Origin of the sequence: Spongiibacter nanhainus, assembly GCF_016132545.1 — a bacterium.
Classification (GTDB): domain Bacteria; phylum Pseudomonadota; class Gammaproteobacteria; order Pseudomonadales; family Spongiibacteraceae; genus Spongiibacter; species Spongiibacter nanhainus.
This window is the reverse complement of the sequence record NZ_CP066167.1, coordinates 2,892,843-2,918,726: the sequence shown is the minus strand read 5'-3', so window position 1 is coordinate 2,918,726 and position 25,884 is coordinate 2,892,843. Positions and strand designations below refer to the sequence as shown.

Below are 25,884 nucleotides of genomic sequence, written 5' to 3'. Positions count from 1 at the left end.
TGGTAGTGGTCATAGCGACCGAGCGATCAGTACTTTCATGATTTCACTGGTGCCGCCCCACAAACGCTGGCCCCTGGCATCGCGGTACAGGCGGGCGATGGGGTATTCATTGATATAGCCGTAGCCGCCAAAAAGCTGCAGGCATTCGTCGATGATTTTGCCCTGGGCCTCGGAGGCGTAGAGTTTGGCCATGGCGGACATATTGTTGTCCAGTTTGCCCTGCAATAGCAGGTCCAGGCAGTGGAAAACAAATACCGCGGTGACGGTACCCAGGGTTTTGCAATCGGCCAGCTTGAACTGGGTGTTCTGGAAATCCATCACCGTTTGGCCGAAGAGCTTGCGATCCTTGGTGTATTCAATGGTGCAGGCCAGGGCTTCATCGATGGCGTAGATGCTTTGCAGGGCGATGATCAGTCGCTCCTTGGGTAGCTCCGCCATCAGCTGCCCAAAGCCCTTGCCTTCAACACCGCCGAGGAGGTTTTCTGTGGGAACCCGGACATCCTCAAAAAACAGCTCCGACGTATCGGCAGCTTCGCAGCCTACCTTGTCGAGGATGCGTCCACGACGGAAGCCTTCAGCCTTGTCGGTCTCGACCATCATTAGCGACACGCCCTTGTTGCCGGCGCCGGTATCGGTTTTGGTCACCACGCAGATCAGGTTGGCCTGGGAACCGTTGGAGATAAAGGTCTTCTGGCCATTCACCACATAACTGTCACCGTCTTTTTTGGCAGTGGTGCGAACGCCCGCCAGATCGGAGCCCGCGCCGGGCTCGGTCATGGCAATGGCACCGATCAGCTCGCCGCTGGCCAGGCCGGGGAGCCAGCGCTGCTTTTGTTCCTCGGTGCCGTGCATCAGAATGTAAGGTGCCAGAATGGCGTTCTGCAGGGTAATACCCATACCATTGGCATCGTGGCGGAACAGTTGCTCAATGATGACTGCTTCATGGCGGAAGTCACCGCCGCTACCGCCGTATTCCTCGGGCATCATGGTGCACAGCAGACCGGCCTCACCGGCCTTCTGCCAGATATCCCGGTCGCAGTGGTGCTGTTGGCGCCACTTCTCGGCAACCTCCGGGGTCACGTGGCGCTCAAAGAAGCGACTGCAGGCGTCGGTGAACAGGTTGATTTCTTCCTCCTGCATGGCCGCAGGGGGGCGTACATCCAAAGCTTTCATAGGGGTCTCCTGGTGCTGGCCATCTGTTGCGGGATAGCGTCGCTAAAATTCGGTTTTCAGGCGTAGAACTTACTACCCTTCTCCGCTCGCTCACGCAGCCAGGCGCTGGGTCGAAAGCGCTGGCCTACGGTGTCGGCAAGTTGGTCCAATTCTTTTACAAAGGCCTCCGGACCCACGGTATCCATCAGGGAAAACACGCCGCCGGTATAGCTGGGAAAGCCTATTCCCAGTATGCCGCCCACGTCGCCTTCGGCGGCGTCGGTGATCACCCCTTCTTCATAGCAGCGGGCCGCTTCCAGGGCCTGTACATAGAGTAGGCGAAGTTTGACTTCGGTGGTGTCCACCTCCGCAGCGGGGGCGGGGTAAAGTTCGGCGACGGTGGTGGAGGGTTTGCGTACACCACCATCATAGTCGTAAAAGCCCATGCCACCCCGGCGGCCAATGCGGCCCAGTTCATTGAATTGCTGCTGCACTTTGAATCCGGCGGGTTCTACCCAGTCGTCGCCCAGGGCCGCTTTCTCTGCCAGCGCGGCTTTGTAGCCGTTTTCCAGACCGATATCGTCGATCAGCGCTAGGGGACCAATCGCAAAGCCCGCCTGTTTGGCGACATTGTCGATCAGGGTGGGGGATATACCTTCCGCCACCATGGCGAAGGCTTCCTGTAGGTAGGCGGCAATTACCCGGGAGGTAAAGAAGCCCCTGGAGTCGTTGACGATGATGGGGGTTTTGCGCAGCAGGGCGACAAAATCCAGCGCCTCAGCCAAGGTTTTGTCACTGGTGTCTTTACCCCGGATGACCTCCACCAGCGGCATTCTTTCCACAGGGGAGAAAAAGTGCAGGCCCAGAAAGCGATCCGGGTTGGCAATGCCGTCGCCGAGTTCACTGATCGGCAGACTGGAGGTGTTGGAAGCCAGAATGGCGTCGGCGGGCATATGCCCCCGGGCCATATTGAAGACCTTCTGTTTAAGGGCCACATCTTCAAATACGGCTTCGACGACGATCTCGCAGTTGGCCAACTTGCTGTAATCGCCAGAGGGGGTGATTTTGGCAAGCAAGGTGTCGGCCTTGTCCTGCGTCATGCGGCCCTTGGCGATGAGTTTGTCGTAGCTTTTGGCAATGACCGCCTTGCCTTTGGTGGCTTGCTCATCGCTGATGTCCAGCAACACCACATTCAACCCCGCCTTCACGGCGCTTTGGGCGATACCGCCCCCCATCAGGCCGCTGCCGAGAATACCCACGCTGCTAAAGCTGGCTTTTGCAATGCCCTCGGGCCGTCGGCGAAGCTTATCCAACTCCCCCTTACTCACGAACAGGGTGCGCACCATGTTGCGGGCGGTGGGGTCCAGAATCAGTTTGGCGAAATAGCAGGATTCAATGTGCAGGCCCGCATCAAAGGGCACTGCCGTGCCCCGTGCCACCGCTGTCAGCAGCGCCATTGGCGCCGGGGTATTGCGCTGGGTGTCGCGGCATATCGTGGTGGTCAGATAGTTGTAGAGATTGCCCAGGTCGGCATCGAAGAAGCCGCTGCCGCCGGGAATGGCAAAACCTTTTTGATCCCAAGGTTTTAGAGGGCTGAGGCCGTCGAGAATTTTTTGGCAAGCGCTTTCAAGCAGCTGGTCCGCGCTGACAACGTTATCGATAATGCCGAGTTCCAGGGCTTTGCTAGCGTTGAAGGGTCGCCCCTGCAACATGATTTCCAGGGCGTTCTGGATGCCGATCATTCGCGGCAGGCGCTGGCTGCCCCCAGCGCCGGGCATCAGCCCCAGCGTCACTTCCGGCAGCCCCATCACCACCTTGGTGGCATCGCTGGCCACCCGGCCATGACAGGCCAGGGCCAGCTCCAGGCCACCACCCATGGCGGGGCCGTTAATGGCGGCGACGATGGGCTTGCCGCAGGTTTCCAGCTTGCGCAGGGTCGGCTTGATGCTATTGGCAATTTCCAGGGCGATAGCAGGATCGCTGACATCGGCAAATAGATCCACCATGGCCTTCAGATCGCCACCGGCCATAAAGTCATTTTTGGCGGAGCTGAGGACGGCGCCTTTAATGGCCTCGTTAGCTGCGATGATGTCGATGGCTGCAGACAGCTCATCCCGAAAATCGTCGCCCATCACATTGGCATTGCTGCCGGGAATATCCATCAGCAGAATGGCGATGCCCTGGTCATTCACCGAATAGTGGATGGTATTGAATTCAATGTTCATTAGTTTCTACCCGCTTATTCCCAGAGGTGTTTAATTCAGGCGCGTTCAATAATGGTGGCGACGCTCATGCCAATGCCCACGCAGAGGGAGATCAGCGCGGTCTGTTGATTGCGCCGCTCCAGCTCATCCAGGGCAATGCCCACCAGCATGGCGCCGGTGGCACCCAGCGGATGACCCATGGCGATGGCGCCACCATTGACGTTGATTTTGTCGTGAGGAATATTCAGCTCTCGCATGTATTCCAGCACCATCGAGGCAAAGGCTTCGTTGAGCTCGAACAGGTCGATGTCATCCAGGGTCATGCCAGCGTTTTTCAGGGCCTTGCGGCTGGCGGCGGCGGGGCCGGTGAGCATGATGGTGGGTTCGCTGCCGACACTGGCAAACGCGCGAATCCGGGCCCGGGGTTTGAGCCCCGCCGCTTTTCCGGCAGCGGAATTTCCTAACAGTACTGCACTGGCGCCATCGACAATGCCGCTGGAGTTACCGGCGGTGTGGACGTGATTGATGGCAAATACCTCGGGGTATTTTTGCTGGGCAATGGCATTGTAGCCACCTTGCTCACCCATGGCGGCAAAGGCGGGTTTCAATCCCCCCAGATCCTCCAGGGTAATCCCTGGCCGCAAATGCTCGTCCTTGCTCAGCAGGGGCAGGCCGAGATCGTCCACCACAGTGATGACCGACTGATCAAAGTAACCTTGCTGCCAGGCGTTTGCTGCCCGGCGCTGGCTTTCCAGCGCATAGTGGTCCACGTCGCTGCGACTGAAACCACTGCGGGTGGCAATCAGGTCGGCGCCGATGCCCTGGGGGGCAAAATAGGTTTTGCTGATCACAGCGGGGTCCCGTGGCCAGGCACCGCCCTGGCTGCCCATGGGAACCCGGGACATGGACTCCACACCGCCGCCGATCACCATACCAGCCTGGCCAGACATGATCTGGGCGGCTCCCAGGTTGACGGCATCCAAACCGGAGGAACAGGCCCGGTCCAGTTGTATGCCGGATACGGATTGGTCGTAGTCGGCCATTAACACCGCCGGGCGGGCCAGGTTGCAGCCCTGTTCGCCCACCGGGGTGACAATGCCCAATACCACATCGTCCACGGTGGCGGTGTCCAGGTCACAGCGTACCTGCAGGGCTTTCAGGGTCTGGGCGGCCAGGTCGATGGGGGGCACACTGTGCAGGCCGCCGTCGGGGCGTCCGCGGCCCCGGGGGGTGCGCAAATGATCGTAGATATAGGCATCGGTCATGGATGTTCTCGCAGCGTATTAGCGGGTTGTTGTCATCGTGCAGGCTGATGGCTTTTGCCTTGAAGCCATGCTTGTTATTGGGTCGCCACCCCCTCGATTTTGGCGGCGGAAAAGGTCAAAACTGACCTTGGCGACAAAGTAATGCTTGGACTATAACAGCTATAATGATATAAATCATCTATATGATAATGCAATGACGTTGATTAGCCTCTTTCCCCGTTTGATCGGCAGGGGGCCTTGAATGATGGCGGGGGGCACAACACCCTGCCAGCATCGGCGTACAATCAAGGCCAGCAATTAAAGCCGTCAACTCAAGACGTCGCACCCTAATAAGACAAAAGGATCCGCAGTATGTCAGCCAGCGAGTACCGCACCATCTTGTTTGAGTGTGTCGACAAGGTCGCCACCATTACCCTGAATCGTCCCGAGGCGATGAACGCCTTCACCCTGGAAATGTGCCAGGAATTTGAGGCGCTATGGCAGCGTATCAATGAGGACGACGGCATTAACGCGGTGGTGATCCGCGCCGCCGCCGGTCGCGCTTTTTGTACCGGCGCCGATGTGAACGCGGGCGTGAGTGCCGATCAAAGCACGAACCCCTTTTATATAAAGGACCCAGGCGACTATTTTGGCCCTCGCTCTAACAAATGCTGGAAGCCAGTTATCGTCGCGGTTCATGGCTTGTGCTGTGCCGGGGCTTTTTACTTTCTCAATCAGGCGGACTTCGTGATCTGCTCCGACGATGCCCAGTTTTTTGACCCTCATGTCAGTTACGGCATGGTCTGCGGCGTTGAGCCGGTGGGGATGGGCTACCGGGTGCCCCTGCAGGAGGTACTGCGCATTTCCCTGATGGGCGGCGACGAGCGAGTCTCTGCCGAGACGGCCCTGCGCATCAACTTGGTGACCGAAATAGTGGCCGCCGATAAGTTGTGGTCGCGGGCCCAGGAACTGGCTGCAAAAATTGCCGCCAAGCCCCCCAGTGCCACCCAGAACACCGTTCGCGCCATCTGGGAAGGCCTGGATATGCCCCGGGACGCGGCCCTGAACCACGCCCTGCGTCTGTGCGAAATCGGTAACCCAAAGGCCGCCCAGGAACTGGATGTGGCTGCGGCGCGGGCGGCTGCCAAGAACTACGAGGTTCGCTGATGGCCTGTGTCGACGCGGCACTGCATCAGGACGAGTTCAGTGCGTCCTGGTCTGAGTATCTGCCGATCCGGGGGGTGAAATACCACGTCCGCCACTGGGGCGAGCAGGGCGCGCCGAAAGTATTTTTGTTTCACGGTTGGATGGATTCCTCGGTGACCTGGCAGTTCTTGGTGGATGAAATTCTGGCCCAGTCTGATCAGGCCTGGCATCTGATGGCGCCTGATTGGAGTGGTTATGGCCACTCCGAGCCCCGCCCCGGCGGGTCCATGTTTATCGGCTTTCTCGGCGATATGGAACAGGTGATCCGTCACTACGCCAGGGAAGAGCCCCTAAAGATTATTGCCCACAGCATGGGGGCCAACCTGTCGAGTATTTATGCCAGCGCCCGTGCGGAACGGGTCAGTCACTTTGTCAATCTGGAGGGCTTGGCGCCCATGCCCAGCGGCGAGTTCGGCAAGCCCTTGCCTCATCAAGTGGCCCGCTGGCTGAATGGCTCCCGAGGCCGCACCCGGGCTTACCAGAGCCGTGAGGAATTCGTTCAGCGCATGACTGGACAGAACCCCTTGCTGAGCCGCTCCCGAGCCGCCTTTCTGGCGGAGCATTTTCTGAGGCCCGCCGACGATGGCGGTTTTATTCCCCGGGCCGATGCGGAGGCCCGTCAAGTGGCGCCCATCTATCCCCACCCTGATCAAATCACCGAACTGCTGCGCAATATTTCCGCCCAGACCTTGGTGGTGCGGGGCACTGCTTCCTTTGTCAGCAAGGCCTTTGCCGGCCATGAAGAACAGCTCGCCGAGCGCCTGGCATGCTATCAGCAACGCAGCGATCTGGTGCTGGAAGGGGCCAGCCACAATATGCATCACGAATTTCCCGCCGAGGTTGCCGCTGCCGCCCTGGCCCTGTTTGCCCGTTAATTCGAGGAGATCAACATGACTTCTACCACACCTGTCGACCCTAAAGATCTGCGCAGTGCCCTGGGGTCCTTCACCACGGGTGTCACGGTGGTGACCACTCGCAATGACGGTCAGGATGCCGGTGTCACAGTGAACAGCTTTAACTCCGTCTCCCTGGATCCGCCCATGGTGTTGTGGAGCCTGGCCAAATCCGCGGGCAGTTTTCCCACCTACCACAGCGCCGAGCATTTTGCGGTGCATATTCTCGCGGCGGATCAGGAGCCCCTGTCCCAGCGTTTTGCCACCAAAGGTATCGATAAATTTGCCGAGGTGGACTTTCACCGCGGCGTTGGCGAAGTGCCCATCCTGGATGGCTGCTCGGCGGTATTTCATTGCAAAACCGTCTACCGCTATGAGGGCGGTGACCACGAAATCTACGTGGGGCAGGTGGAAAAGCTGGAGCACTTTGATCGCAAACCGCTGGTTTTTCACGGCGGTAAATATGCCCTTGCCGTGCCCAAGAAAAAGCCCGATCCGTTGGCCGATGATGCTCGTACCCGAGGTTTTTCCGCCAACTCCCTTACTTATCTTATGGGGCTGGTGTACTTCCAGTTGATGCAGAGAGCTACCGCCCAACTGGCTGACCGGGGTATTACTGAGGCGGAAATGGCAGCGCTGAATATTCTGGCCATTGACGATGGTCGCACGGCGGAAGAAATTGACGCCATGGTGCGCATCAGTGGCTATCGCATTGATAACGATGTACTGCAGCACATGGCCGATAAAAAGCTGTTGGCTCTGGCCGAAAGCGCTGACGGCGTGCGCGCCAAACTACTTGATGCCGGACGTGAATTGCAGTTGGAGCAGGTGGCCTTTATCCAGGCCCTGGAGGATGACGCCCTGCCGGAAGGGGCCTACGCCGAAACCGTATTGGCCAAGGAGCTACTGAAAACCACTGCCCGGAAACTATTGAAAAGTTAGGAATCACTATGTCTATCTCCAAAAGCCAGCAGGCCGTTATTGTCGGCATTGGCGAAGTTACCGAAAAACTTGATGCAGGGGTTATTGGCCGGGAGCCGATGCGCTTGATTGTCGAGGCCATTGAACAGGCCATTATCGATTGTGGAGCCGACGCCGGTCAGCTGAAAAATTCCCTAAGTGCTCTGCGGATCATCAATCAGATGGGCTGGGCCTACGAGGATATCGCCGGTCTGACTGCAAGTACCCTCGGCTTGCAGAATATTGAATGCGAAGAGAGCCCGGTGGGGGGCAATATGCCCACCCTCTACCTCACTGACGCCGCAAAGCAGGTGCAAAGTGGTGAGCAGAAAATGGTGGTGATTGCTGGTGGTGAAGCCACCGCTTCCTTAATGGCAGCGGGAAAATTGCAGCAGCGCCCGGATTGGACCCCTCCGGCGGCGGGACGGCCTCGACCGAAAAAGGCCGATTTCTTTCATCCCGAGGCGTTGAAGTATGGTCTGAACATGCCGGTGGATGTTTACCCTCTTTACGATAACGCAATTCGTGCTGCCTGGGGGCAGAGCTTTGAAGAGGCCCAACTGGAATCCGGGGTGATTGGCGCTGGTATGGCCGCGGCGGCAGCGGAAAATCCCTATTCCTGGATGGGTATGGCGCTTGAGTCTGACGACATCAGCCAGCCCTCGGAAAATAACCGCATGGTGGTTCACCCCTACACCAAGTGGATGATCGCTAATCCGGTGGTGAACCAGGCCTCGGCCTGTATCGTTACCAGTTATGAAACTGCCATGGCGCTGGGTATTGCCGAGGAGAAACTGGTGTATGTCGGCAGCGGTGTCGGCGGTGCTGAGCCACGGGATATTCTTTCCCGCAGCGGCTTTACCGAAGCCCACGCCATGTCAGCGGTGTTGAAAAAGACCCTGGACGTGAATGGCGTGGAAGGGGAACCGGAGCTGGTGGAACTCTACAGTTGCTTTCCCTGTGTGCCCAAACTGGCACGGCGGGCCCTGGGTCTTAGTGAAGAAAAAAAGCTTTCCGTGACTGGTGGCCTGACCTTCTTTGGCGCGCCAGTGAACAACTATATGGGTCACGCCATTACCGCCATGGTGAGAGCCCTTCGCGCTGGCCAGGGTGGCAATGGTCTACTCTATGGCAATGGCGAATTCGTAACCAAGCATCATGCGGTGATGCTCTATCGCCGGCCAGTCGCAGCAGCGGTTGAGAATGTCGACCTCCAGCCGGAGCTGGACGCCAATTATGGTGACGTGCCGGAAGTGCTGCCCGAGTTTGAGGGCGTATCCAGCATCGAAAGCTATGTGGTTTGGTATGGCCGCGACGGCGCGCCAGAGCGGGCCACGGTTGTTTGTCGTACCGAGAGCGGCAAACGCCATCTGGCAGCGGTGAAATCCGCAGATACCCTTAGCCTATTGGTTAGCGACAAGGAGGAAGCGGTTGGTCAAACTGGCGTGAGTCAGGTGGGGGAAGATGGGATGAATTACTGGCAAGTGGTGTAAAGGCGATTACGAATATGGACTCGAATTGGCTATAAAGAAGGCAGTGCAGGAGCGATGGCGAACTAATTCGATTTTCCTGGGTAGTGAATGGATTATGGCTACCACACCGATGCAGTCATCGCCCGAGCCCGTGATTTGGAATAATAACTATGTGTCAAAACGGAGGCCGCAATGAATAGTCTTAAATTACTCTTGGTTGTCCTTTGGTGTGCTATTGCGGTGATTACCGCCAAAGCAGTAAGCCTGCAGGGCATGGCTGCGGGAGATATTTTTCTATCAGATATTCAGGCGCTGGATTGGCGAGCCCAGTTTAATGTGGATTTCTTTGCTCATTTGCTTTTGATTGGACTGTGGGTCGCCTGGCGATCGTGTTTCTCCGCAGCGGGCATTGTATTGGGTATGGCCTGCGTGTTGGGTGGTGGTCTGGTGAGTCTTGTCTATCTTCTCGTGGCTGCGATCCGTTGTGGTGGGGATGTGCGGCGCTTGCTACTCGGGCAACGCGCGACGAATGAATAACGGCCAGGCAGGCTAGTCCAAATCACCAATCTGACACAGCTGCTTGCCGATATTCTTCCCACCGGTCAGTGAATTGATAGTTTCATGGATGTTTTCAATCCCTTTGGTCACGGTGGCCTGGTGTTTCAATTTACCCTGCTGATATAGATCCAGAGCGAAGGCCTGAAACTCGGGGAACAGGGTGATATGGTCATTGGCCAAAAAGCCCGTAATGCTCAGGCGCTTGATAATGGCGGCCATCAGGTTGGGGGCCGGCGCTTCGCCTTCGCCGCTGTACTGGCCCACCATGCCGCATAGGGCGATGCGCCCGTGGGTGTTCATGGCGTCAAAAGCGGCTTGTTGAATGGCGCCGCCGACATTGTCGTAGTACACGTCCACCCTATTGGGGCGGTGTCTGGCGATGCTGGCAGAGATATCTCCCGCTTTGTAGTCAATACTACCATCGGTGCTTTGATTGGCAGTCAGCGAGCAGTTGATCCTGAGTTTAGTTGGTACGACGAAAACGGCCAGATGATTCAAGCCTTTCATCCGTATTTTCCCAGCAGCGCTCAGCGATTAGTGCCAGATGAAGTGGCCCGTTTTGATATTGAAGTAAGACCTACAGCCGTGCAGATTAATGAAGGCGAACGTTTGCGAATAACCGTGTCGACGTCGGATATTCCCTTCGCTTTTCGAACAGTGGATATGGTGCTTGATTTAGTCGGCAGCAGTTATCTTGTGCAGCGAAATAGCATCTACCCCTCATCGGTCACGGTACCGATGCTTGATCCGACCAGCTTTGTACTTGACTGCGCTATCTGCGGGATAGATTCCCAAAGCCAGTAGAGAACGTCGTGTTATACGCTCTACTCCTAGGGGCGCTTGTCGACAAAAGCGAGCATCGCTTCGGGGTGATCGGCGTAATCTTTGGTGGTGTCGTGCATGCGCAATGCGGTGTCGCGGCGGCTGGCCTGAAACGAATAACACAATTCCGGTTGGTCCATGGCGGCGGCGCTGGGGTAGTTGTCATGGATCATAGAGCGACCACCTGATACTAATAGCGCCCGCCGCAGTACGGTGGCGTATTCGGCTTTGTCGATGGGCAGGGATTCTGTCCATTCCCGGAAGCCTCGTCCCAGGGATTGTTGATGACCGCTTTCCCTGTCGAGGATGGTGCCGCTGTCGCAATACCACTGCATGACCTCTTGGTTATCCAGCAATAGACGAATGGTGGTGGGGCCAAATTGCGGTGATTTATGGTCTTTCCAACCCAGGATTTTGCGGCTGTCGGTAATGGTCTGATAGCGCCGGTGAGAGCTTCCTCGCACAGCATGGGCCATGGTCAGTCCGGCAAGGTCAAAAATATGGGTGCACTGCTGGCGCATTTCGATCAAGGCGCCGATATCCGAACTCCGAGGTCGCAGGCTTTGGCCCACCAGGGGTGCCAGGGCCTCAGGGGCAAAGGCGCAGGTGGCCCAGGGGTAGCGCTGGGCGGTGGCGGACACCCCGGTAATCAGCTCGCCACTGTGCTCCAGGGTGACGCCGAAGTGGTGGAAGTCATCCTCCAGCCAGCCGACCACGGTGTGCGCGTCCCAGCGCTTGAGATCGATCATGCGCCGGGCAAGGCCGGTGTCGGTTTTGTCTTCGTCGATAAAGTGGGCGTCAATTCTATCAATCATGTGTCAGCCATACTTCAACCCCTGCTCGTTTTGTCGGTCAACGGCCGTATGACTCGGCTCTATGGACAAACATGGCCCGGGCATTGGACAGTTCACGGAATCCGTGGACGCCCTTGTAGCGACCAATACCGCTGCTGTTGGCGCCGCCGAAGGGCAGGCGACGCTCCCCCGCGCGACTCATCACGCCATTGACCGTGACCCCGCCCGAGCTGGTGTTGAGCAGCATGTCGTCGATAAAGGACTGGTTCTGGCTGAACAGATACATGGCCAGAGGTTTGCCGGATTGATGGATAAGCTGCTGGATTTCCTTCGGATTCTCGTAGCAGAGCACCGGCAAAATGGGGCCAAATATTTCATGTTGCATGATCTCGGCATCCAGCGGCACATCAATAAGCACCATCGGCTCAATGGTCAAGTCGTCTTCGTTCATTGCGCCGCCAACGGCGATTGTTGCGCCTTTTGCAAGGGCGTCGTCGACGTAGCCCTTCAGGCGCTGGAAGTTGGCCTTGTCGACAATGCGCGACATAAGGAAGGTGTTTAGTTCACCGTCCTTGTAGAAAGCCTGCTCAATGGCAGCGCCGAGTCCGGCGACAAAGGCGTCCCGCTGACTGGCCTTCAGCCAGATATGGTCGGTGGACAGGCAGAGCTGACCGGCATTAAAAAAACGTGCCCGAGTGATGCCGCCGATCACCGCTTTCAGATCGGCGCTTTCGTCGATAATTACCGGGCACTTGCCCCCAAGCTCGAGGGTAACACTGGCCAGGTGCTTGGCGGCGGCCGCCATGATCACCTTGCCGATATTGGGACTGCCGGTAAAAAAGATATGGTCCACTGGCAACTCCAGCAGGGCATTGGCCACCGGTACCCCACCTTCAACCACTGCGACTTCATTGGTGGGAAACACCTCGCCCAGCAGTTTGGCGAGGATGGCGCTGGTATGGGGGGCCATTTCATTGGGCTTGACGATGCAACTGTTACCGGCGGCGATAATGGGTACCAGCGGCGCAACCACCAGATGGAAGGGGAAATTCCAGGGACCAAACAGCAATACCACGCCCTTGGGTTCGTACTGAACGTAAGTTTGGTTGCCCGCGTTTTCTGGTGAGGGCTCATAGACTTCGGCCTGCATCCAGTCTTGGAGCCCGGCAATGGCGTCATCTATATCCTGCAGCGCAGCGGCCACCTCTATGGTCTGGATACCCAAGGGCATCTTGCGCATATCGGCGTGCTGAGCGTTGCCGATGTCGTCGGCATGGCTCACCACGGCGTCCCGCAGCTTTTGCAGTTTTGCAATGCGCTTTTCAGCGCGGGTGCTTTTCAGGGTGGCAAGATTGGCCTTCTGGGCAAGGTAGATTTCCTGATAGCGGTCGGTAGCGCTTGTCATACGCAGAGCCCTTGGTATTTTCAGAACGGATGAAAACAGGCAGCGAGGGGGCTGCCGCCTGTGGTGGCGTATCGATTAAACGGTTGGCGTCAGGGTGATATGCGCGCGGGCCGTCAGCTTGATATCGAGCTTGGCCACACCCTGGGCATTGGCTTGCAGCCCAGTGTCAGCGCCGTCGATATTCACCTTGTAGCTGCTTTCCGGGGCCAGACGCTCAATGGTCAACGTTGGCTCCGTGTAGTCCTGGCCAGGGTAAAGCACCAGTTCCAGATCCTTGCCGGTGTGGCTAAATGCCTTGGCTACCAGCACCTGAGGATAGTGGATGCCACTTAAAATCGGGCCCTGCAAAGCTGATGCTGGCGGGCCTTTCAAAATGGAATTACGATAGTCATTGGTGCCTAGCATCAGCGCGCGGGCAAGAGTGGTATTGGTAGAACAGGATCCGGGGTAAATCGCTGTTCCGTTTTCAATACGCGGAGGGTACATTTCATCCATCAGAGACTCGGCAGCCTGCGCGGCTTCGGCGTCGCCAAACTCTCGTGCGGCAGAAATGAGGTTTTGGATATTGGCTTGTTGCCCCTTGCTGTAATTGCCCATATCTACCCCAGCGCCTTCGAGTTTGATTTTTAGTTCGCCGTTTTCCTCGTAAAAAAGTTCTTCGCGCGCGAGGGCCCAGGATTCCTTGGCTCGCTCGTGATTAATAGGATTGAAATATAGGGCGCGGCCATCATCGGCAAAGGGGAAGGGTACAGCGAAGCCAGTCAGGTTGGAGCGTAATGCAATTACGCTGCCGTCTGCCTGAGTAAACTCAGCGTCGAGCTTCTCAATGAAGCGGGGATATATATCTTTAAAGTGACTGGTCCCAAACAACCTGTCGTATAGGGCGAGTGCTTTCATTCCCATGAAGTTGCACGGAGTATAAACCCAGTTTGGTTCACAGGGATAAAGACAAAACGCCTGCTCATTTTGGTTTTTGACTATTGAGCCGATCATGCTGTGAATGTCGTGCTTGTAGACCTTTTTGGCATTGTATACAAACGTCAGTGACCCTGGTTCTGCATAGCGGCGGTCGCCAGTATTAGACATGTACTGACATATCTGTAATCCAAAAAAGCCGGTTAACATGATGTTGTCTTTGGCGCAGGGGTCGAAGTTAAAGTTGAGATTTCCCCACATATTTTCTAGTGGCCAGTAGCCCCAGATCGGCCGTTGAAGCATCTGCTCAATTAAGCGTTGTTGAGCGTCATTAAGGTAGCCGTGAAAGTTAGGCGTGTAGTGGCACTGCATTTCCGCAAGGCCGTAGCCAACAGTATTGAATTGATAGCGTAGGGCCGAGGTCTGGAACTGATCTATTTTGTTGTATCCCACATATTCGCCGATAGGCTGAAGGGCTCGGTCAAACAGATAACGAGCGGAGGCGAGCTGCTTTTCATTTAATTCCCTGCTGCCCGGGCTGGGTTCGGCGACGGCGCGCTTGTCAACATTTTTAATGGCTCTGGCGAGGTAGGTTTTGCGTTTTTCCCGACGCTCAATGGCTTCACGTAATTGCTTGCGGTTTTTGAGAACATCGCGTCCTTCTCTAATGGCTACCAGCGCCAGCACCAGGTAGGGAGCGTAGGGCCAGGGACCTGTATCGCCGATCAGGGCCGCGGGGATGATGGCGCCCAGTACCCAGAGCAAAATGGGCGCGAGAATATTGCCGCTGCCAAACCAGACCACCAGGGTGACCCAGTAGAGGGCGTAGAACACCGGGATCATCAACAGCGCCCAGCCGCCCAGGGCGGCAAAGCCCCCGCCCGGCCACAGCAGGCCGAGGCCGGCGCTTTGTAGGGCCGGAGACAAACCAAAGAGGGTGGGCAGCAGGCCGACCATTGCCATGGTCAGGAAAAACAGCTTGGTACGCTTCAGTCGGCTTTGGGACAAGGGTCCGGCGCTGACATCGCGATTGAATCGGGGGTCCTGTTCGATGTTGGCAATGGCCTGTTCCATAGTTACCTCAGTATTGTTGTTAGCGTGGATTCAGTAAATCAGTTACAGATAAAGTCGTAGGCGCCCTGGAAAAAAGCGGCATCAATAGGGGTAGCGGCGGCAACCACCTGGGGTTTGCCCAGCCCTAATTCGTGGCTCATATGTTGCCAATGCATGGCGCCGTAACCCACAGTGCCCAGAATCAACAGAGCGGGAAGCGCGCCACGACGAAGGCGGTAGCGTAGTGACATATTTTTACGCGCTACACCCTCAACGCTGACTACCCCGGGGTTCTCACCAGTCTGATAACCAAAAAAGGCCTTCAGGCGTCGCCAGTGCACCAGCACATTGCTGATGATCATTGCGGCAAAAATGCAACAGGCCATCGTGTGTTCTCCTCAGCCGCTTACGGGATAGCCGCCACCGCCGAACAGCTCGTCCGCCTTTTTGCGGTCGGGCTGGCCGTCGGGTAAGCAGGGTATCTCGCTAACGAATTCGACGATTTTGGGTTTTTTGTAAGAGGCTATTTGCTGACGGCAATGCTCTATCACGTCATCCGCAGTCAGTTCTGTGTCGGGTTTCAGCACCACCAGGGCTTTGACATTCTGCTCCCATTTCGGGTCGGGGACGCCGATCACGCAGACCTGAGCCACAGCGGGGTGCTGGCGAATACAGCCTTCAACCTCGGCGGGGTAGATATTCTCTACACCGGATTTGATCATGGTGGTTTTGGGGCCGACAAAGGCCACCGAACCGTCTTCCAGGCGCTTGCCCAGGTCACGGGTGCGGTGCCAGCCGTCGTGATACCTACGCTGGTTTTCGTCATCCCGATGGTAGTAGCCGTTCATCACCTGAACGCCCCGCACTTCAATTTCGCCGCTTTCGCCGGGGGGCACTTCGTTGCCCTGGGCATCGACAATCCGCAACTGGGCCAAGGGCGAGACGCGACCAGCGCCGCCACCACCTAGGAAGCCAAAGGTGGTAAAGCCCATTACCTCGGTCTGGCCGTAGACCCTGGCCTGTAGGGCAAAGGGGGAGTCCTTGGGCATGCACAGGGGGCTGGTCCACTCCGGGGCATCGGCGCTGGACCACAGACTGCTGGTGTCGTATTTGCCGTCTTTGTTGATCTCTCGAATCTGTAGCAGTGTCGGTTGGGCGACAAAGGCGTGGGACACGCGTTCTGCCTCGATCAGCTTGAGCATTTGCTCGGCATCGACCCGGGCGATAAACACATTTTTGCCGCCAAAGGTAAAGGTGGCAAAGGTCGCCAACATGGTGCCGAGATGGAATAGAGGCCCTGAATTCAGATTGCTGGATTGATCGGTGATGCTATAACCGTAGGCGATCATCAGGCTCTGGTAGAGCATGGCTGACTGGGACAGCAGAGCCGCGTTGGGTTTGCCATCAAAGGCAGCGGTATACATGGCCACTACCGGGGTGTCGCTGTGGATGGCCAGCTCGGGGTCCACTGGCTTCTGCCCGGCAATGAGGCTCTCGTAGCTGGCGTCATCATTGCCATCATGGGCAATCCATTGGCAATGGTGCCGGGCCGCTGCCCGGACCTGTTCGGCGGTGTCACCCAGGTCCCGCTGTTGCCAGACCACCAGTTGGGGAGTGAAGTCCTCAATCACGCTGCCGATTTCCGCCGCGCTCATGCGCCAGTTGATGGGGCAAACCATGGCACCGATTTTGGCGGAGGCCAGGATGCACTCCAATAAACGGAAGGAGTTCTGGCCCAGCCACAGGATGCGACCCTCCTCATCCAGCTTATTGGCGAGAAAATACTGGGCCAACTGATTGACCCGCTGATCCAGCTCGGGCCAGCTCAGGCGATGCTCGCCATCGACCACGGCGGTCATCGTTGGCCGGGAGCGGGTATGCTCTCGCAGCACATCGCCAAGGCCGTGCATGCGGATCTGCTGGTAGGCGGGGTGACCGAGGGTCATAAATGCGGTGCTCCTGTCGTCGGGCTGTCGGCTATCACTGATCGGGAAGGATGCGCGGATCGGTGTTGCCGCAATTGCAGGCGCTTCTGTCGATGCGGCCCTTCAGTCCGGTGTGAAATTGGCTGAACTCGGTGCAGCGGGGCAAGCGGCTGCTGACCACAATCTCGCCATCGACCTCGTCGATATCCCATTCGAAACGGTCAATGTGCACGCCATTGCCCTGACTGCACTCAAAACCCACCAATGGACCCGCTTCCAAATAGCGGTAGACACGCATATCGGGAAAGGCCTTGAGGCTATCGTAGGTGTCCTGCCGGGCCCACACTGGAATGCCTGCAAACAATTCCTCGGCCTTAAAGCCCAGTTGGCTGAGACCGTCGACCACGTTTTTGCAGATTCCCGCAGCGGCGGTCAGATTAAAGCGGCGGACGATAGATTCCACCCGCTTGGCATCCCAGGGGGTGGAGTCGGCGGACACCGCCACCATGCCGTAGGTCATCACCGCTCGCTCGAAGGGCATGAACTGCAGAGTTTCATCAAAGGTGGTGGTGAGCAGAATATTGCTGCCGGTGCGAAAGTGAAAAGTATTCAATACTCGCAAGGCATAGCGTCGGGCACGGTCTTGCTCCACCAGTGAGAAGGGCAGTGTGGTGAAGCCACCGTCGGTATTGCGAAAGCGCCCAACGGTCAATGGCAGCATGGTGGTTTTGTGAAGGCTGGTCTCAGTCATGATTTGCTCACCCGTGGAATTTTATTGGGAGGTCCAAGTTTGACCATCTCGTCATTGGTCATCAGCTCGATGTCGGAGGGTAAATCCAGTTCCGATTTAATCCGGGCTTTGATGCGTTCGATAAGCGCGTTTTCGCCATCCTGGAGGGCATCAATGTCGTAGCCCACTCGCAGCTTCAGGATGTCGGTTTCTCGCTGGGGCCGGATGATCTGGAACAGGCCGGTGCGGGTTTCCGGGAAGTCGCCGATAAAGGGGAAGATATCGATGGGCAGCACAGATCTGCCGTTCACCACCAATTCGTCGCCCTTGCGACCAAGGGGCTTCATGCGGCCGTGGGTGCGTCCGCAGGTACAGGGCTTGCGGGTAAACTCGATCAGGTCGTCGGTGCGGAAGCGGATCAGCGGTGCCACGTCGTCTAGCAGGGCAGTGACCACCATTTCGCCGCGGCCGCCATCCTCGGCGTCGCTGTCACCGTCCGGGTCCAGGTGTTCAATCAGGGCGACGTCTTCCCAGGTGTGCATGCCATCGTGGGCGCTGCATTCAGTGGCGGTGGCCACATCGCCCAGCGAGGTCAACTCATACACGTTGAAATCCCAGCGTTCCATTAATTTGCGAATATGAGGGCTCATCGGTTCGCCGCCGAAAACAATGCCTTCATAGGAGGAAAAAGCCGCCTTAATATCTTCGCCGGTGTTTTTCTCGTACTGTTCCAGCCCCAGAATCATCGGCGTGGAAATCATAAACAGCGCCTTGGGACGATACTCCTTGGATATCTGGATCAGATAGGGAATATCCAGCGGTGAGTGCTGCACACAGATGGGGGTAAAGCCGGTATCCATCCAGCGATCGGCGATCATGCCTTCACGGAAGGTGAACAGCAAATAGGTGAGGGTATCGCCGGGGCGCATGCCTATATGCCAGAGTTCGCGCTTTAGCGCGATCAGCACAGCGTTGTCTTCAGGCCGGGGCAACGGCGTCGGGTCGCCAGTGGTACCGGATGTAAAGCCGACGCCGCGCATATGCGGTGGCCCTACACAGGCCAGACCACCAAAGGGATCATCATTGCGGTCGCGGAAATCCCGGATCATATCCTTGTCCATAAAAGGGACCTTGGCCTTGAAGTCGGCCAGGGATTTGATGTCGTCCGGGGTGACGCCGTGTTTTTCCCACAGTTCCCGAACCAGTGGCGAGCGCTGGTAAACGTAAGGCACCAGCTGCAGGATACGAGATTCTTGGAGGCGCTCCAGATCTTCCCGGGACATGGTTTCCACGGCGGGATCAAGATAGCGGTCATCTTTTACAGTCATTATTTAATCCTTATCGATGAGCCCAAGTGATGTTCAAGGTTTGATTAGTTTAAAACGCGGTAGCGAAACGCCATCGTTCCGGTCGTGCCAGTGCACACAGACCTCGCTGCCGACATCAATATCTGATAATGGTGTATCGATAACATTTGAAATCAATCGCAAACCGTCGACACCCTCAAGTTCAATAACTGCAGGTACATAGGGCACCGAGCCCTGCAGTGAAGGAATCACAGGGAAACGAACGATAGTAAAGGAATACACCTTGCCTTTGCCGCTGTGTTCGACCCACTCAATATTCTGGGATAGACAGTGACGGCAGTGGGAGGCGCCCAGCTCCACGTAGTGCTGGCAGTCCCCGCATTTGGGCAGCTTCAGTATGTGGTCTTTGCAGCCATTCCAATAGGGTTCGGTCCAGGTGTCTGTTTCCAGCTGGAACAGTTCATCGGGCGGCGCTTTGGCGATCTCGATTTCACTCATGATGTTCTCCTTAGCGTGACAGCAGCAGGCCGCTGATGGGCAGTGAGGCGGGGCCGCCGGTGACCAGGGCGATTTCTGCATCCTTCACCTGATTGATAGCGGTGCCACGAATCTGTTCAACGGCTTCCATCATATGGGTGATGCCCACAGCGTAGGCTTCAGACAGGTTGCCACCATGGGGGTTAACCGGAATGCTACCGCCCTTAAAGCGAATGTTGCCGTCTTCGACAAAGGCGCCGCCTTCGCCGCGTTTGCAGAACCCGAAATCCTCGAGCTGCATCACCACCATGGGAGAAAAGTGGTCGTAGAGCAGGGCGACATCGACATCGGCAGCGGTGATACCAGCATCGCCATAGAGGTGCTCGGCAATGCTGGCGTAGCCCGCCGAGGCGAAATACTCGTCGGGCATATTCATCCAGGCAATGGCCCGGCCCCATTCTCGGCGGCCACCCTGTTCGCCATTGAGCACATAGGCGGGGCGTTGCTTGAGGTCTTTGGCGCGTTCGGCGCTGGTTAAAATCAGGGCGCCAGCGATGTCATTTTCCAGACAGAAATCGTAGCGACATAGCGGGTCGGCAATCATCGGGCCGGCAAAGTATTCTTCTTTGGTTAATGGCGTTCGAAAGCGCGCCTGGGGGCGAGTGATCGCATTTTCGCGAGTCGATATAGCCACTTCACAGAAGGCTTCCCGGCGGGTGCCGTACTGGTGCATATGACGCTTGGCCAACATGGCAAAGAAGTGCCCCGGCCCTACCAGCCCGCCGGCCATAAAAAAGGCCTTGTCTGGTGTTGGGTCAATTTGGGACATGATGGAGCCATAGCGCTTGCCCATGGGCTGCTGCATGCAAAAGGGCACTACGACGACGTTGGCGGCGCCGGTGGCAATCGCCATCGCCGCATTTTGTACCGCGCCCACACTGCCGCCGCCACCGCTGGTGACCATGGAGGAGTAGCGCACTTCAGGAATGCCCAGCGACTCCATCAACAGCGGGGTATCGGTGCCGGAGGAGTAATAGGAAAAGCCGTCGATGTCTTTTATTGATAGACCAGCATCTTCGGTGGCGGCGATAACGGCCTTGCAGATCATTTCATTAAATGTCTGGGGGTGAGACTCGCCGCGACGGTAGTAGGGTGTAGATCCTATACCGACAACTGCTGCCTGTTTGGCTATTTTCATAAAGACCTTCTCAATTTTATCTTTGTAGAAGCCGGAGTAACGCCGTTAAGCCCACACTTACATATAACTATTGGCTCGGGCCAGTTCGCGTTTGCACTCGGCGACAATGTCCTCAATCAATTCGGCACAGCTGGGAATGCTGTCGACTAGGCCGACGACCATACCAGCGGTGATAATGCCGTCATTCACTTCACCGGCTTCCAGGGCGGCGCGGCCTCGCACGCCGGCGACCAAGTCGCGTAGATCGGCGAAATCGGTCTTGCCGGGGCGGCCTTCGATTTCCACTACCTGATTGGAAATATCGTTCTTCAGCACCCGGGCGGTATTCTTCAGAGTGCGGAAAATCAGGTTGGTGTCCTGCTCCTTCGCACTGACCAGAGCTTGCTTGATGTTGTCGTGGAGCGGGGCCTCTTTAGTGGCGCAGAAGCGGGTACCCATATTGATCCCCTCGGCGCCAAGGGCTAGTGCGCCGGCCATGCCGCGACCGCTGCCGATACCGCCGGAGGCAATCACCGGAATATTCAGCGCCCGCGCTGCCAGCGGGATCAATACCATGCCGGGAATGTCCTCTTCACCGGGGTGGCCAGCGCACTCAAAACCGTCGATGCTGATGGCGTCCACACCCAGGCCCTGTGCGGTCAATGCGTGGCGCACCGCCACACATTTGTGGATGATCTTGATGCCGGCTCCTTTCATTTTCGGCATAAATTCCACCGCGCCGGGACCAGCGGTTTCCACTATCTTGATGCCATTGCTGATGATCACGTCGATATATTCGGCGTAGGGGGGCGGTTTGATGGTGGGGAAGACCGTCATATTGACGCCGAAGGGTTTGTCGGTCATCTCCCCACAACGCTGGATTTCCTTGGCAAGGTCCTCGGGGGTGGGCTGGGTCAGGCCGGTGAGAATGCCCAGGCCGCCCGCATTGGAAACCGCTGAGGCCAGCTCGGCGCGGCCCACCCACTGCATGCCGCCCTGAATAATGGGGTAGCGGGTGCCGAGTAATTCAGTAACGCGTGTTTTCATCGTTGTTGTCTCCACTCAGGTGCGCTGCGCGCCCTGTTATCAATATATCGGTACTACCAGTCGGCCAGCTCAGCGACCCGCTTCCGGTGAAGGCCCGCATTGCCCATATAGGCGTAGTTAAACAATGCCCGTTTAATATAGATCTGTGCATCGCACTCCCAGGTGTAGCCGATGCCGCCGTGGGCCTGCACCGTTTCCCGTGCCACGTGGAGGAAGCGGTCGCTGAGATGGCCCTTGGCCAATGCAGCCTGACGGCTTGCCGCGCCGGGCTCGTGGTCGAAGGCATAGGCGGCGTGCCAATACAGGCCGCGCATGGGCTCCACATCCACCGCCATATTGGCGAGCTGGTGCTTGATCGCCTGGAACTTGCCAATGACCTGGCCGAACTGCTCCCGAGTTTTGGCGTAGTCCACGGCCATTTCAATACATTGCGCCGCGCCGCCGAAGCAGTCGGCGGCCAGCAGCACCAGTGCGGTATTCAATACCTTTTCTGCGCTGGATTCACTGCTGTTGGATAGGAGTTCGGCGGGGCAGTTATCAAGGCTAAGGCTCGCCATCGGACGGGTGCGATCGGCGACGTCTTCGGGGATTATGCTCAGGCCGGAGGCGTCTTTTTCGATAAGTGCATAGTGATTGTTGGCCAGCGCCACCACGATCAGGTCGGCGTGTTGGGCGTGGCAAACGTGTTGCTTTTCGCCCTGTAACAAACCGTCTTTCAAACTCATCGCGGGTGTCAGCCAGTCTCCGCCGGTTTCCGCGGCGGCAAAGCTGGCAAGGCACGTGCCGCTGGCCAGTTTGGGCAGCCAGGTTTCGCGCTGGGCATCGTTGCCAGCGTGGATGATGGCTTGCGTCGCCAGAGTGTGAGCGAGCAGCGGGTTGGGTGCGGCGGCCTGTCCGAGTACCTCGGCAATAATGGCCAGATCCAACAGCTCCATACCCAATCCGCCGAAGGCTTCCGGGACGATCAGTGCCGGAACGCCCATTTCAACCAGCCCCTGCCAGATCGCTTCGGGCAGTTGCTCTGGACTGTCGAAGTATTCGTGAAGGCGGGTAGAGGGGCAGTTTTTGTCGAGAAAACGCCGCACCGTATCCTGAATTTCCAGTTGTTCTTCTGAGAGCAAAAACTCCATACCACTTTACTCCGCGTCGTCGCGGGGCAAGCCAAAGCCCCGCTCCGCAATAATATTGCGCTGAATGTTGGAGGTGCCCCCGGCAATGGCGACGCCGAGGGAGCCGAAAAACTGATTCAGCCATTTCTCGTCGCCCTCAGCGCGGCCACGGGTCGGTGGCATCAGCAGGGCGGCATCGTTGATCAGGTCTTTGGCAATATCCGCCACCATATGGCCGATATTGGTGTTGATCAGCTTGTTCATCAGGCCGATGCGACCGGCATTTTGCTTGGCGGCAGCCATCGACAATTGCCGATAGCTGGAATAGAGGTGGGACTGCACATAGCCTTCCAGAATCACTAAGCGTTCGCGAATCTGGGGGTGCTCGATGGCAGTGACGCCCTGATACTGAACGCCCTTGGCCAGCTCGATCAGTTTCTCGAACAGACCGACCGCCGTTTGGGCGCCGCCGATGGAGCTGCGCTCATGGGCGAGGGTGGCCTTGGACACGGTCCAGCCTTCGCCGCGCTCGCCGACAATCCAGTCTGCGGGGGTACGGGCATCGTCAAAAAAGACTTCGCAGAACTCCTTGCCGCCGGTGACCTGTTTGATGGGGCGAATAGTGATGCCGGGGTTTTTCAGGTCGATCAGCAGGTAGGAAATCCCCGCATGCTTGCCAGCCTCTGGCTCGGTGCGGGCCAGCACAAACATATACTGGGCGAACTGGGCGAGGGTCGACCAGATTTTCTGACCATTAATCGACCATTCCATGCCGTTCTCCCCTTCGACCAGCTCGGCGCGGGTGCGCAGGGCGGCGAGGTCAGAACCGGCATTGGGTTCGGAGTAGCCCTGCGCCCAGTGGTATTCACCAGTGAGAGTCTTGGGAATAAAGCGTTCTTTCTGCTCCTGAGTGCCGCACTCCAGCAGGGTGGGTACCAGCATCATATTGCCGATGCCGGGGGCCTCCATCGGCGCGCGGCGCTTGCCGAACTCGTCACGAATAATCGTGGCCTTGAGAATGTCGGCTTCCTGTTCGGAACCGCCGAACTCCCGGGGAACGCCGCGATACAGGTAGCCCGCAGCGATCGCCTGCTTGCGAAACCAGGCCTCTTTCTCGGCGCGGGACTCGCCAGCACTGTCCGGTGCAGGCCAGTGCACGTCGAGGAAGCTGATCACTTCCTGCCGGAAGGCTTCATAGGTGGCGTTATATTTCAGGTCCACGTTTAATCTCCCATACCACAGTGGGTTTAGCCCTGTTTCTCGGCCAGCAGCTCGCCGTGACGGGCCAGCATTTCAATGGCCTTGCGCTGAGTGGCTTCGTCGGCCTGGGGCAGCAGGACTGCGCCCCCCTTCTTGCTGGGCAGCGCGATGGTGGCGGTGCAGCGGACGGTTTCTTCGTCGCGCTGGTTGATCATCTGTACCTTCAGGTCAACAAGGTACTGGCCATTTTCCTCGCGCTTGCCGACCACTTCGCCCTTCACAAACTGCACGTCGCCCATGTAGTTAAACTTGCGAATTTCGTCGTACATGCTCACTACCCAGCCGTTGTCGCCGACCCACTCGGTGAGGTAGTGGTAGAGGTAGTGCTCGCGCATTACGCCGTAGTCGTAGGCGCGGGGGTTGCCAATGGCCTGTGCCCAGCTGCTGTCCCAGTGCAGGCGCTGGGCTACATCGGGTACGCCCATTTCGTTTTTTACGTAGAAGGGTGCAATGCGCTTGCGGTTCTTGTGCCACATGCGACCGGTACGCAGACCATAGGGCACCCAGCCATAACCGGCGGCGTGGAAGTTGACCACGTCGGTGACGGTCAGGGGGCCGCGCACGGAGTCGGGCAGGATGCTGCCCACTTCCAGGTCTTCAAAGAACAGCTTCTCGCGGCCACGGGGGTTGTCGTTGGCGTAAAGCTCGTCGATGCGGGCGATATCCTCATCGGTATAGCTGGCCGGCTCGATGCTCAGGTTCTTGCCTTTTTCCCTGGCCTTTTTACGCTCGGTCAGAATCAGGCGGTAGGTGTATTCGGCTATCACTTCGCCGCGCTGGTTCATTTTCACTGAACGGTTGAAACGGGTGACCTTGCGCCCGGCAAACTCGGAAGGCGTGACTTCCAGATCCACTTCACCGGAAAAGCTGTACACGCTGTCGCCGGGGTAGAGGGGTTTGTAAAACTTCCACTCCCCGCCGGAAATAAAGGCGTGAATACCGCGAAAAACGCTTTTGGTTTGATCCTTGATTTCCTTCGGAATCGGGTCGCCAAGCAGGGGCTTGTTGACAAAACCAGATATAATCGGTGGTGCATAGACGCCGCCCCAGCGGGTTTTGCTGGCGTAGTCGGGATCGACAAACAGTGGGTTGTCGCTGCCACAGCCCTGGGCGTAGGTGCGGATATTGTCTTCACTGATGGTGGTGATCTGTTCTTTGTCGCGGCAGGCCAAATCGATGCCGATCAGCAGGCGTGCGCGCTCGATGTCATGGTCGGTCAGCTCATAATTGGTGGCCCTTTCAAACTCTTCGCTGATCGGCTTTTTGTTGTCTGCGTCTGACATATTCTGGCTCCAGATTAAAATCGGTATTGCGTTATTTACCGGTAAAAACCGGCTCGCGTTTTTCGGCAAAAGCGCGAATGGCCTCTTTGTGGTCTTCGGTCATGGAGGACATCACCATATGGCTGGCCTCCCGATCCAATTGCTCGCTGAGGCTGGCATCAACGGCAGCGTTCATATTGCGCTTCATCAACTCCAGGGTAATCGGCGGTGCTTTGGCGAGGCGCTGGGCTAGGGTCATGGTGGCGCTCTCCAGTTCACTGTCGTCCACCAACTGGTTGATCAGGCCAATGCGCAGGGCTTCATCGGCGCCGACCTTATCCGACAGGTACATCAGTTCCCTGGCTTTGGCGCTGCCCAGCAGACGCGTCAGAAAGAAGCTGGCACCGTAGTCACCGGACAGGCCCGCCTTGATAAAGGAGGTAATAAAGATGGCCTTGTTGCTGGCCACCCGAAAGTCACAGGCCCCGGCCAGGGCCATGCCGACGCTGACCGTAGCACCACGAATCATGGCGATGGTGGGCTTGGGCATGTCGTAAAGAATGCGCGAGGTTTCCATATTGTCCCGCAGCCACTTCACCCGGTTGACGATGGTGTCGGGGGGGCGTTTGGCCCGGCGCTCGGCGGCGGCGGCTTCCTCTTCGGGGCTCAACTCGCCCTTTTTCTCCGGTTTGCCCGCGATATCGCCGCCAGCGCAGAAGGCTTTGCCTGCGCCGGTGATCACAACGACGCGTGCTTCCCGGTTGTTGGCGGCGTCGCTCATGGCCTCGGTGAGCTGACGCATCATCGGCGGATTGAGAGCGTTTAGTTTGTCTGGCCGGTTGAGGGTCAGAGTGAGAACTCCGTCTTCCAGATGCTGTAATACCAATGCTTGGTCCATAGTTATGCTCCGAA

Annotated in this window: 24 protein-coding genes; 6 read left to right on the top strand and 18 right to left on the bottom strand. The window is 57.5% G+C overall.

The window, feature by feature from the left end:
* Nucleotides 1-9 precede the first annotated feature (9 nt).
* The 3 genes from I6N98_RS13310 to I6N98_RS13300 are packed head-to-tail and all read right to left on the bottom strand — an operon-like array spanning nucleotide 10 to nucleotide 4,621.
* Nucleotides 10-1,173: an acyl-CoA dehydrogenase family protein gene (locus I6N98_RS13310; protein ID WP_198568840.1), complete on the bottom strand. Its 1,164-nt coding sequence runs from the start codon at nucleotides 1,171-1,173 to the stop codon at nucleotides 10-12.
* A 56-nt stretch (nucleotides 1,174-1,229) separates the two neighbouring features.
* A complete protein-coding gene (locus I6N98_RS13305; protein WP_198568839.1) occupies nucleotides 1,230-3,377 on the bottom strand; it encodes a 3-hydroxyacyl-CoA dehydrogenase NAD-binding domain-containing protein in 2,148 nt (715 codons plus the stop codon).
* A 35-nt stretch (nucleotides 3,378-3,412) separates the two neighbouring features.
* On the bottom strand, nucleotides 3,413-4,621 hold the full coding sequence (locus I6N98_RS13300; protein WP_198568838.1) for an acetyl-CoA C-acetyltransferase: 1,209 nt from the start codon (nucleotides 4,619-4,621) through the stop codon (nucleotides 3,413-3,415).
* A 351-nt stretch (nucleotides 4,622-4,972) separates the two neighbouring features.
* Here I6N98_RS13300 and I6N98_RS13295 point away from each other — a divergent pair, with 351 nt between their 5' ends.
* From I6N98_RS13295 to I6N98_RS13275, 5 genes are all read left to right on the top strand, one after another.
* Nucleotides 4,973-5,767 carry an enoyl-CoA hydratase/isomerase family protein gene (locus I6N98_RS13295; RefSeq protein WP_198568837.1) on the top strand — a complete coding sequence of 265 codons (795 nt, stop codon included), beginning with the start codon at nucleotides 4,973-4,975 and terminating at the stop codon, nucleotides 5,765-5,767.
* A complete protein-coding gene (locus I6N98_RS13290) occupies nucleotides 5,767-6,681 on the top strand; it encodes an alpha/beta fold hydrolase (RefSeq protein ID WP_198568836.1) in 915 nt (304 codons plus the stop codon). Before I6N98_RS13295 ends, I6N98_RS13290 begins: the two co-directional genes overlap by 1 nt.
* 15 nt (nucleotides 6,682-6,696) lie before the next feature.
* On the top strand, nucleotides 6,697-7,641 hold the full coding sequence (locus I6N98_RS13285) for a flavin reductase family protein (protein WP_198568835.1): 945 nt from the start codon (nucleotides 6,697-6,699) through the stop codon (nucleotides 7,639-7,641).
* An 8-nt stretch (nucleotides 7,642-7,649) separates the two neighbouring features.
* Entirely contained in the window at nucleotides 7,650-9,152 is a 1,503-nt protein-coding gene (locus I6N98_RS13280) for a hypothetical protein (RefSeq protein ID WP_198568834.1), read from the top strand.
* Nucleotides 9,153-9,323: 171 nt separating this feature from the next.
* The gene (locus I6N98_RS13275) at nucleotides 9,324-9,668 is read left to right on the top strand and encodes a hypothetical protein (RefSeq protein ID WP_198568833.1); all 345 of its coding nucleotides are present in this window, start codon (nucleotides 9,324-9,326) and stop codon (nucleotides 9,666-9,668) included.
* A gap of 12 nt (nucleotides 9,669-9,680) precedes the next feature.
* Here I6N98_RS13275 and I6N98_RS13270 read toward each other — a convergent pair whose 3' ends face one another.
* A complete protein-coding gene (locus tag I6N98_RS13270; protein WP_232787338.1) occupies nucleotides 9,681-10,196 on the bottom strand; it encodes a zinc-binding dehydrogenase in 516 nt (171 codons plus the stop codon).
* On the opposite strand from I6N98_RS13270, the gene I6N98_RS13265 reads away from it, so the two are divergent.
* Complete coding sequence (locus tag I6N98_RS13265; protein ID WP_232787337.1) at nucleotides 10,119-10,493, top strand: CocE/NonD family hydrolase C-terminal non-catalytic domain-containing protein; 375 nt, start codon at nucleotides 10,119-10,121, stop codon at nucleotides 10,491-10,493. The two genes, I6N98_RS13270 and I6N98_RS13265, sit on opposite strands and share 78 nt — an antisense overlap.
* 26 nt (nucleotides 10,494-10,519) lie before the next feature.
* Here the strand turns inward: I6N98_RS13265 and I6N98_RS13260 are convergent, their stop codons facing one another.
* From I6N98_RS13260 to I6N98_RS13195, 14 genes are all read right to left on the bottom strand, one after another.
* A complete protein-coding gene (locus tag I6N98_RS13260) occupies nucleotides 10,520-11,326 on the bottom strand; it encodes a DUF2889 domain-containing protein (protein WP_198568830.1) in 807 nt (268 codons plus the stop codon).
* 37 nt (nucleotides 11,327-11,363) lie between these two features.
* Complete coding sequence (locus tag I6N98_RS13255) at nucleotides 11,364-12,710, bottom strand: aldehyde dehydrogenase family protein (protein ID WP_198568829.1); 1,347 nt, start codon at nucleotides 12,708-12,710, stop codon at nucleotides 11,364-11,366.
* Nucleotides 12,711-12,785: 75 nt separating this feature from the next.
* Nucleotides 12,786-14,699, bottom strand: coding sequence for a linalool dehydratase/isomerase domain-containing protein (locus tag I6N98_RS13250; protein ID WP_198568828.1), 1,914 nt, complete (start codon nucleotides 14,697-14,699; stop codon nucleotides 12,786-12,788).
* Nucleotides 14,700-14,737: 38 nt separating this feature from the next.
* Nucleotides 14,738-15,064, bottom strand: a complete 327-nt coding sequence (locus I6N98_RS13245; RefSeq protein ID WP_198568827.1) for a hypothetical protein — start codon at nucleotides 15,062-15,064, stop codon at nucleotides 14,738-14,740.
* Between the two features lie 12 nt (nucleotides 15,065-15,076).
* On the bottom strand, nucleotides 15,077-16,624 hold the full coding sequence (locus I6N98_RS13240) for an AMP-binding protein (protein ID WP_198568826.1): 1,548 nt from the start codon (nucleotides 16,622-16,624) through the stop codon (nucleotides 15,077-15,079).
* 34 nt (nucleotides 16,625-16,658) lie between these two features.
* A complete protein-coding gene (locus tag I6N98_RS13235; protein WP_198568825.1) occupies nucleotides 16,659-17,354 on the bottom strand; it encodes a hypothetical protein in 696 nt (231 codons plus the stop codon).
* Complete coding sequence (locus I6N98_RS13230; protein ID WP_198568824.1) at nucleotides 17,351-18,661, bottom strand: phenylacetate--CoA ligase family protein; 1,311 nt, start codon at nucleotides 18,659-18,661, stop codon at nucleotides 17,351-17,353. Before I6N98_RS13230 ends, I6N98_RS13235 begins: the two co-directional genes overlap by 4 nt.
* Nucleotides 18,662-18,694: 33 nt before the next feature.
* Nucleotides 18,695-19,138: a Zn-ribbon domain-containing OB-fold protein gene (locus I6N98_RS13225; protein ID WP_198568823.1), complete on the bottom strand. Its 444-nt coding sequence runs from the start codon at nucleotides 19,136-19,138 to the stop codon at nucleotides 18,695-18,697.
* 10 nt (nucleotides 19,139-19,148) lie between these two features.
* Nucleotides 19,149-20,315, bottom strand: coding sequence for a thiolase C-terminal domain-containing protein (locus tag I6N98_RS13220; RefSeq protein WP_198568822.1), 1,167 nt, complete (start codon nucleotides 20,313-20,315; stop codon nucleotides 19,149-19,151).
* Between the two features lie 57 nt (nucleotides 20,316-20,372).
* Nucleotides 20,373-21,341 carry an NAD(P)H-dependent flavin oxidoreductase gene (locus tag I6N98_RS13215; RefSeq protein ID WP_198568821.1) on the bottom strand — a complete coding sequence of 323 codons (969 nt, stop codon included), beginning with the start codon at nucleotides 21,339-21,341 and terminating at the stop codon, nucleotides 20,373-20,375.
* 53 nt (nucleotides 21,342-21,394) lie between these two features.
* Nucleotides 21,395-22,471, bottom strand: coding sequence for an acyl-CoA dehydrogenase family protein (locus tag I6N98_RS13210; protein WP_198568820.1), 1,077 nt, complete (start codon nucleotides 22,469-22,471; stop codon nucleotides 21,395-21,397).
* Nucleotides 22,472-22,477: 6 nt separating this feature from the next.
* A complete protein-coding gene (locus I6N98_RS13205) occupies nucleotides 22,478-23,671 on the bottom strand; it encodes an acyl-CoA dehydrogenase family protein (RefSeq protein ID WP_198568819.1) in 1,194 nt (397 codons plus the stop codon).
* Between the two features lie 26 nt (nucleotides 23,672-23,697).
* Nucleotides 23,698-24,993 carry a MaoC family dehydratase gene (locus I6N98_RS13200; protein ID WP_198568818.1) on the bottom strand — a complete coding sequence of 432 codons (1,296 nt, stop codon included), beginning with the start codon at nucleotides 24,991-24,993 and terminating at the stop codon, nucleotides 23,698-23,700.
* A gap of 31 nt (nucleotides 24,994-25,024) precedes the next feature.
* Nucleotides 25,025-25,870: an enoyl-CoA hydratase gene (locus I6N98_RS13195; RefSeq protein ID WP_198568817.1), complete on the bottom strand. Its 846-nt coding sequence runs from the start codon at nucleotides 25,868-25,870 to the stop codon at nucleotides 25,025-25,027.
* Between the last annotated feature and the right edge of the window lie 14 nt (nucleotides 25,871-25,884).

Bases quoted from the DNA above. Each gene is read 5' to 3' on its own strand.
- I6N98_RS13225 (WP_198568823.1), bottom strand. From the start codon at position 19,138: ATGAGTGAAATCGAGATCGCCAAAGCGCCGCCCGATGAACTGTTCCAG.
- I6N98_RS13275 (WP_198568833.1), top strand. From the start codon at position 9,324: ATGAATAGTCTTAAATTACTCTTGGTTGTCCTTTGGTGTGCTATTGCG.
- I6N98_RS13220 (WP_198568822.1), bottom strand. From the start codon at position 20,315: ATGAAAATAGCCAAACAGGCAGCAGTTGTCGGTATAGGATCTACACCC.
- I6N98_RS13310 (WP_198568840.1), bottom strand. From the start codon at position 1,173: ATGAAAGCTTTGGATGTACGCCCCCCTGCGGCCATGCAGGAGGAAGAA.
- I6N98_RS13290 (WP_198568836.1), top strand. From the start codon at position 5,767: ATGGCCTGTGTCGACGCGGCACTGCATCAGGACGAGTTCAGTGCGTCC.
- I6N98_RS13235 (WP_198568825.1), bottom strand. From the start codon at position 17,354: ATGACTGAGACCAGCCTTCACAAAACCACCATGCTGCCATTGACCGTT.
- I6N98_RS13295 (WP_198568837.1), top strand. From the start codon at position 4,973: ATGTCAGCCAGCGAGTACCGCACCATCTTGTTTGAGTGTGTCGACAAG.
- I6N98_RS13215 (WP_198568821.1), bottom strand. From the start codon at position 21,341: ATGAAAACACGCGTTACTGAATTACTCGGCACCCGCTACCCCATTATT.
- I6N98_RS13285 (WP_198568835.1), top strand. From the start codon at position 6,697: ATGACTTCTACCACACCTGTCGACCCTAAAGATCTGCGCAGTGCCCTG.
- I6N98_RS13270 (WP_232787338.1), bottom strand. From the start codon at position 10,196: ATGAAAGGCTTGAATCATCTGGCCGTTTTCGTCGTACCAACTAAACTC.
- I6N98_RS13305 (WP_198568839.1), bottom strand. From the start codon at position 3,377: ATGAACATTGAATTCAATACCATCCACTATTCGGTGAATGACCAGGGC.
- I6N98_RS13300 (WP_198568838.1), bottom strand. From the start codon at position 4,621: ATGACCGATGCCTATATCTACGATCATTTGCGCACCCCCCGGGGCCGC.
- I6N98_RS13200 (WP_198568818.1), bottom strand. From the start codon at position 24,993: ATGTCAGACGCAGACAACAAAAAGCCGATCAGCGAAGAGTTTGAAAGG.
- I6N98_RS13260 (WP_198568830.1), bottom strand. From the start codon at position 11,326: ATGATTGATAGAATTGACGCCCACTTTATCGACGAAGACAAAACCGAC.
- I6N98_RS13230 (WP_198568824.1), bottom strand. From the start codon at position 18,661: ATGACTGTAAAAGATGACCGCTATCTTGATCCCGCCGTGGAAACCATG.
- I6N98_RS13240 (WP_198568826.1), bottom strand. From the start codon at position 16,624: ATGACCCTCGGTCACCCCGCCTACCAGCAGATCCGCATGCACGGCCTT.
- I6N98_RS13210 (WP_198568820.1), bottom strand. From the start codon at position 22,471: ATGGAGTTTTTGCTCTCAGAAGAACAACTGGAAATTCAGGATACGGTG.
- I6N98_RS13280 (WP_198568834.1), top strand. From the start codon at position 7,650: ATGTCTATCTCCAAAAGCCAGCAGGCCGTTATTGTCGGCATTGGCGAA.
- I6N98_RS13255 (WP_198568829.1), bottom strand. From the start codon at position 12,710: ATGACAAGCGCTACCGACCGCTATCAGGAAATCTACCTTGCCCAGAAG.
- I6N98_RS13250 (WP_198568828.1), bottom strand. From the start codon at position 14,699: ATGGAACAGGCCATTGCCAACATCGAACAGGACCCCCGATTCAATCGC.
- I6N98_RS13195 (WP_198568817.1), bottom strand. From the start codon at position 25,870: ATGGACCAAGCATTGGTATTACAGCATCTGGAAGACGGAGTTCTCACT.
- I6N98_RS13245 (WP_198568827.1), bottom strand. From the start codon at position 15,064: ATGGCCTGTTGCATTTTTGCCGCAATGATCATCAGCAATGTGCTGGTG.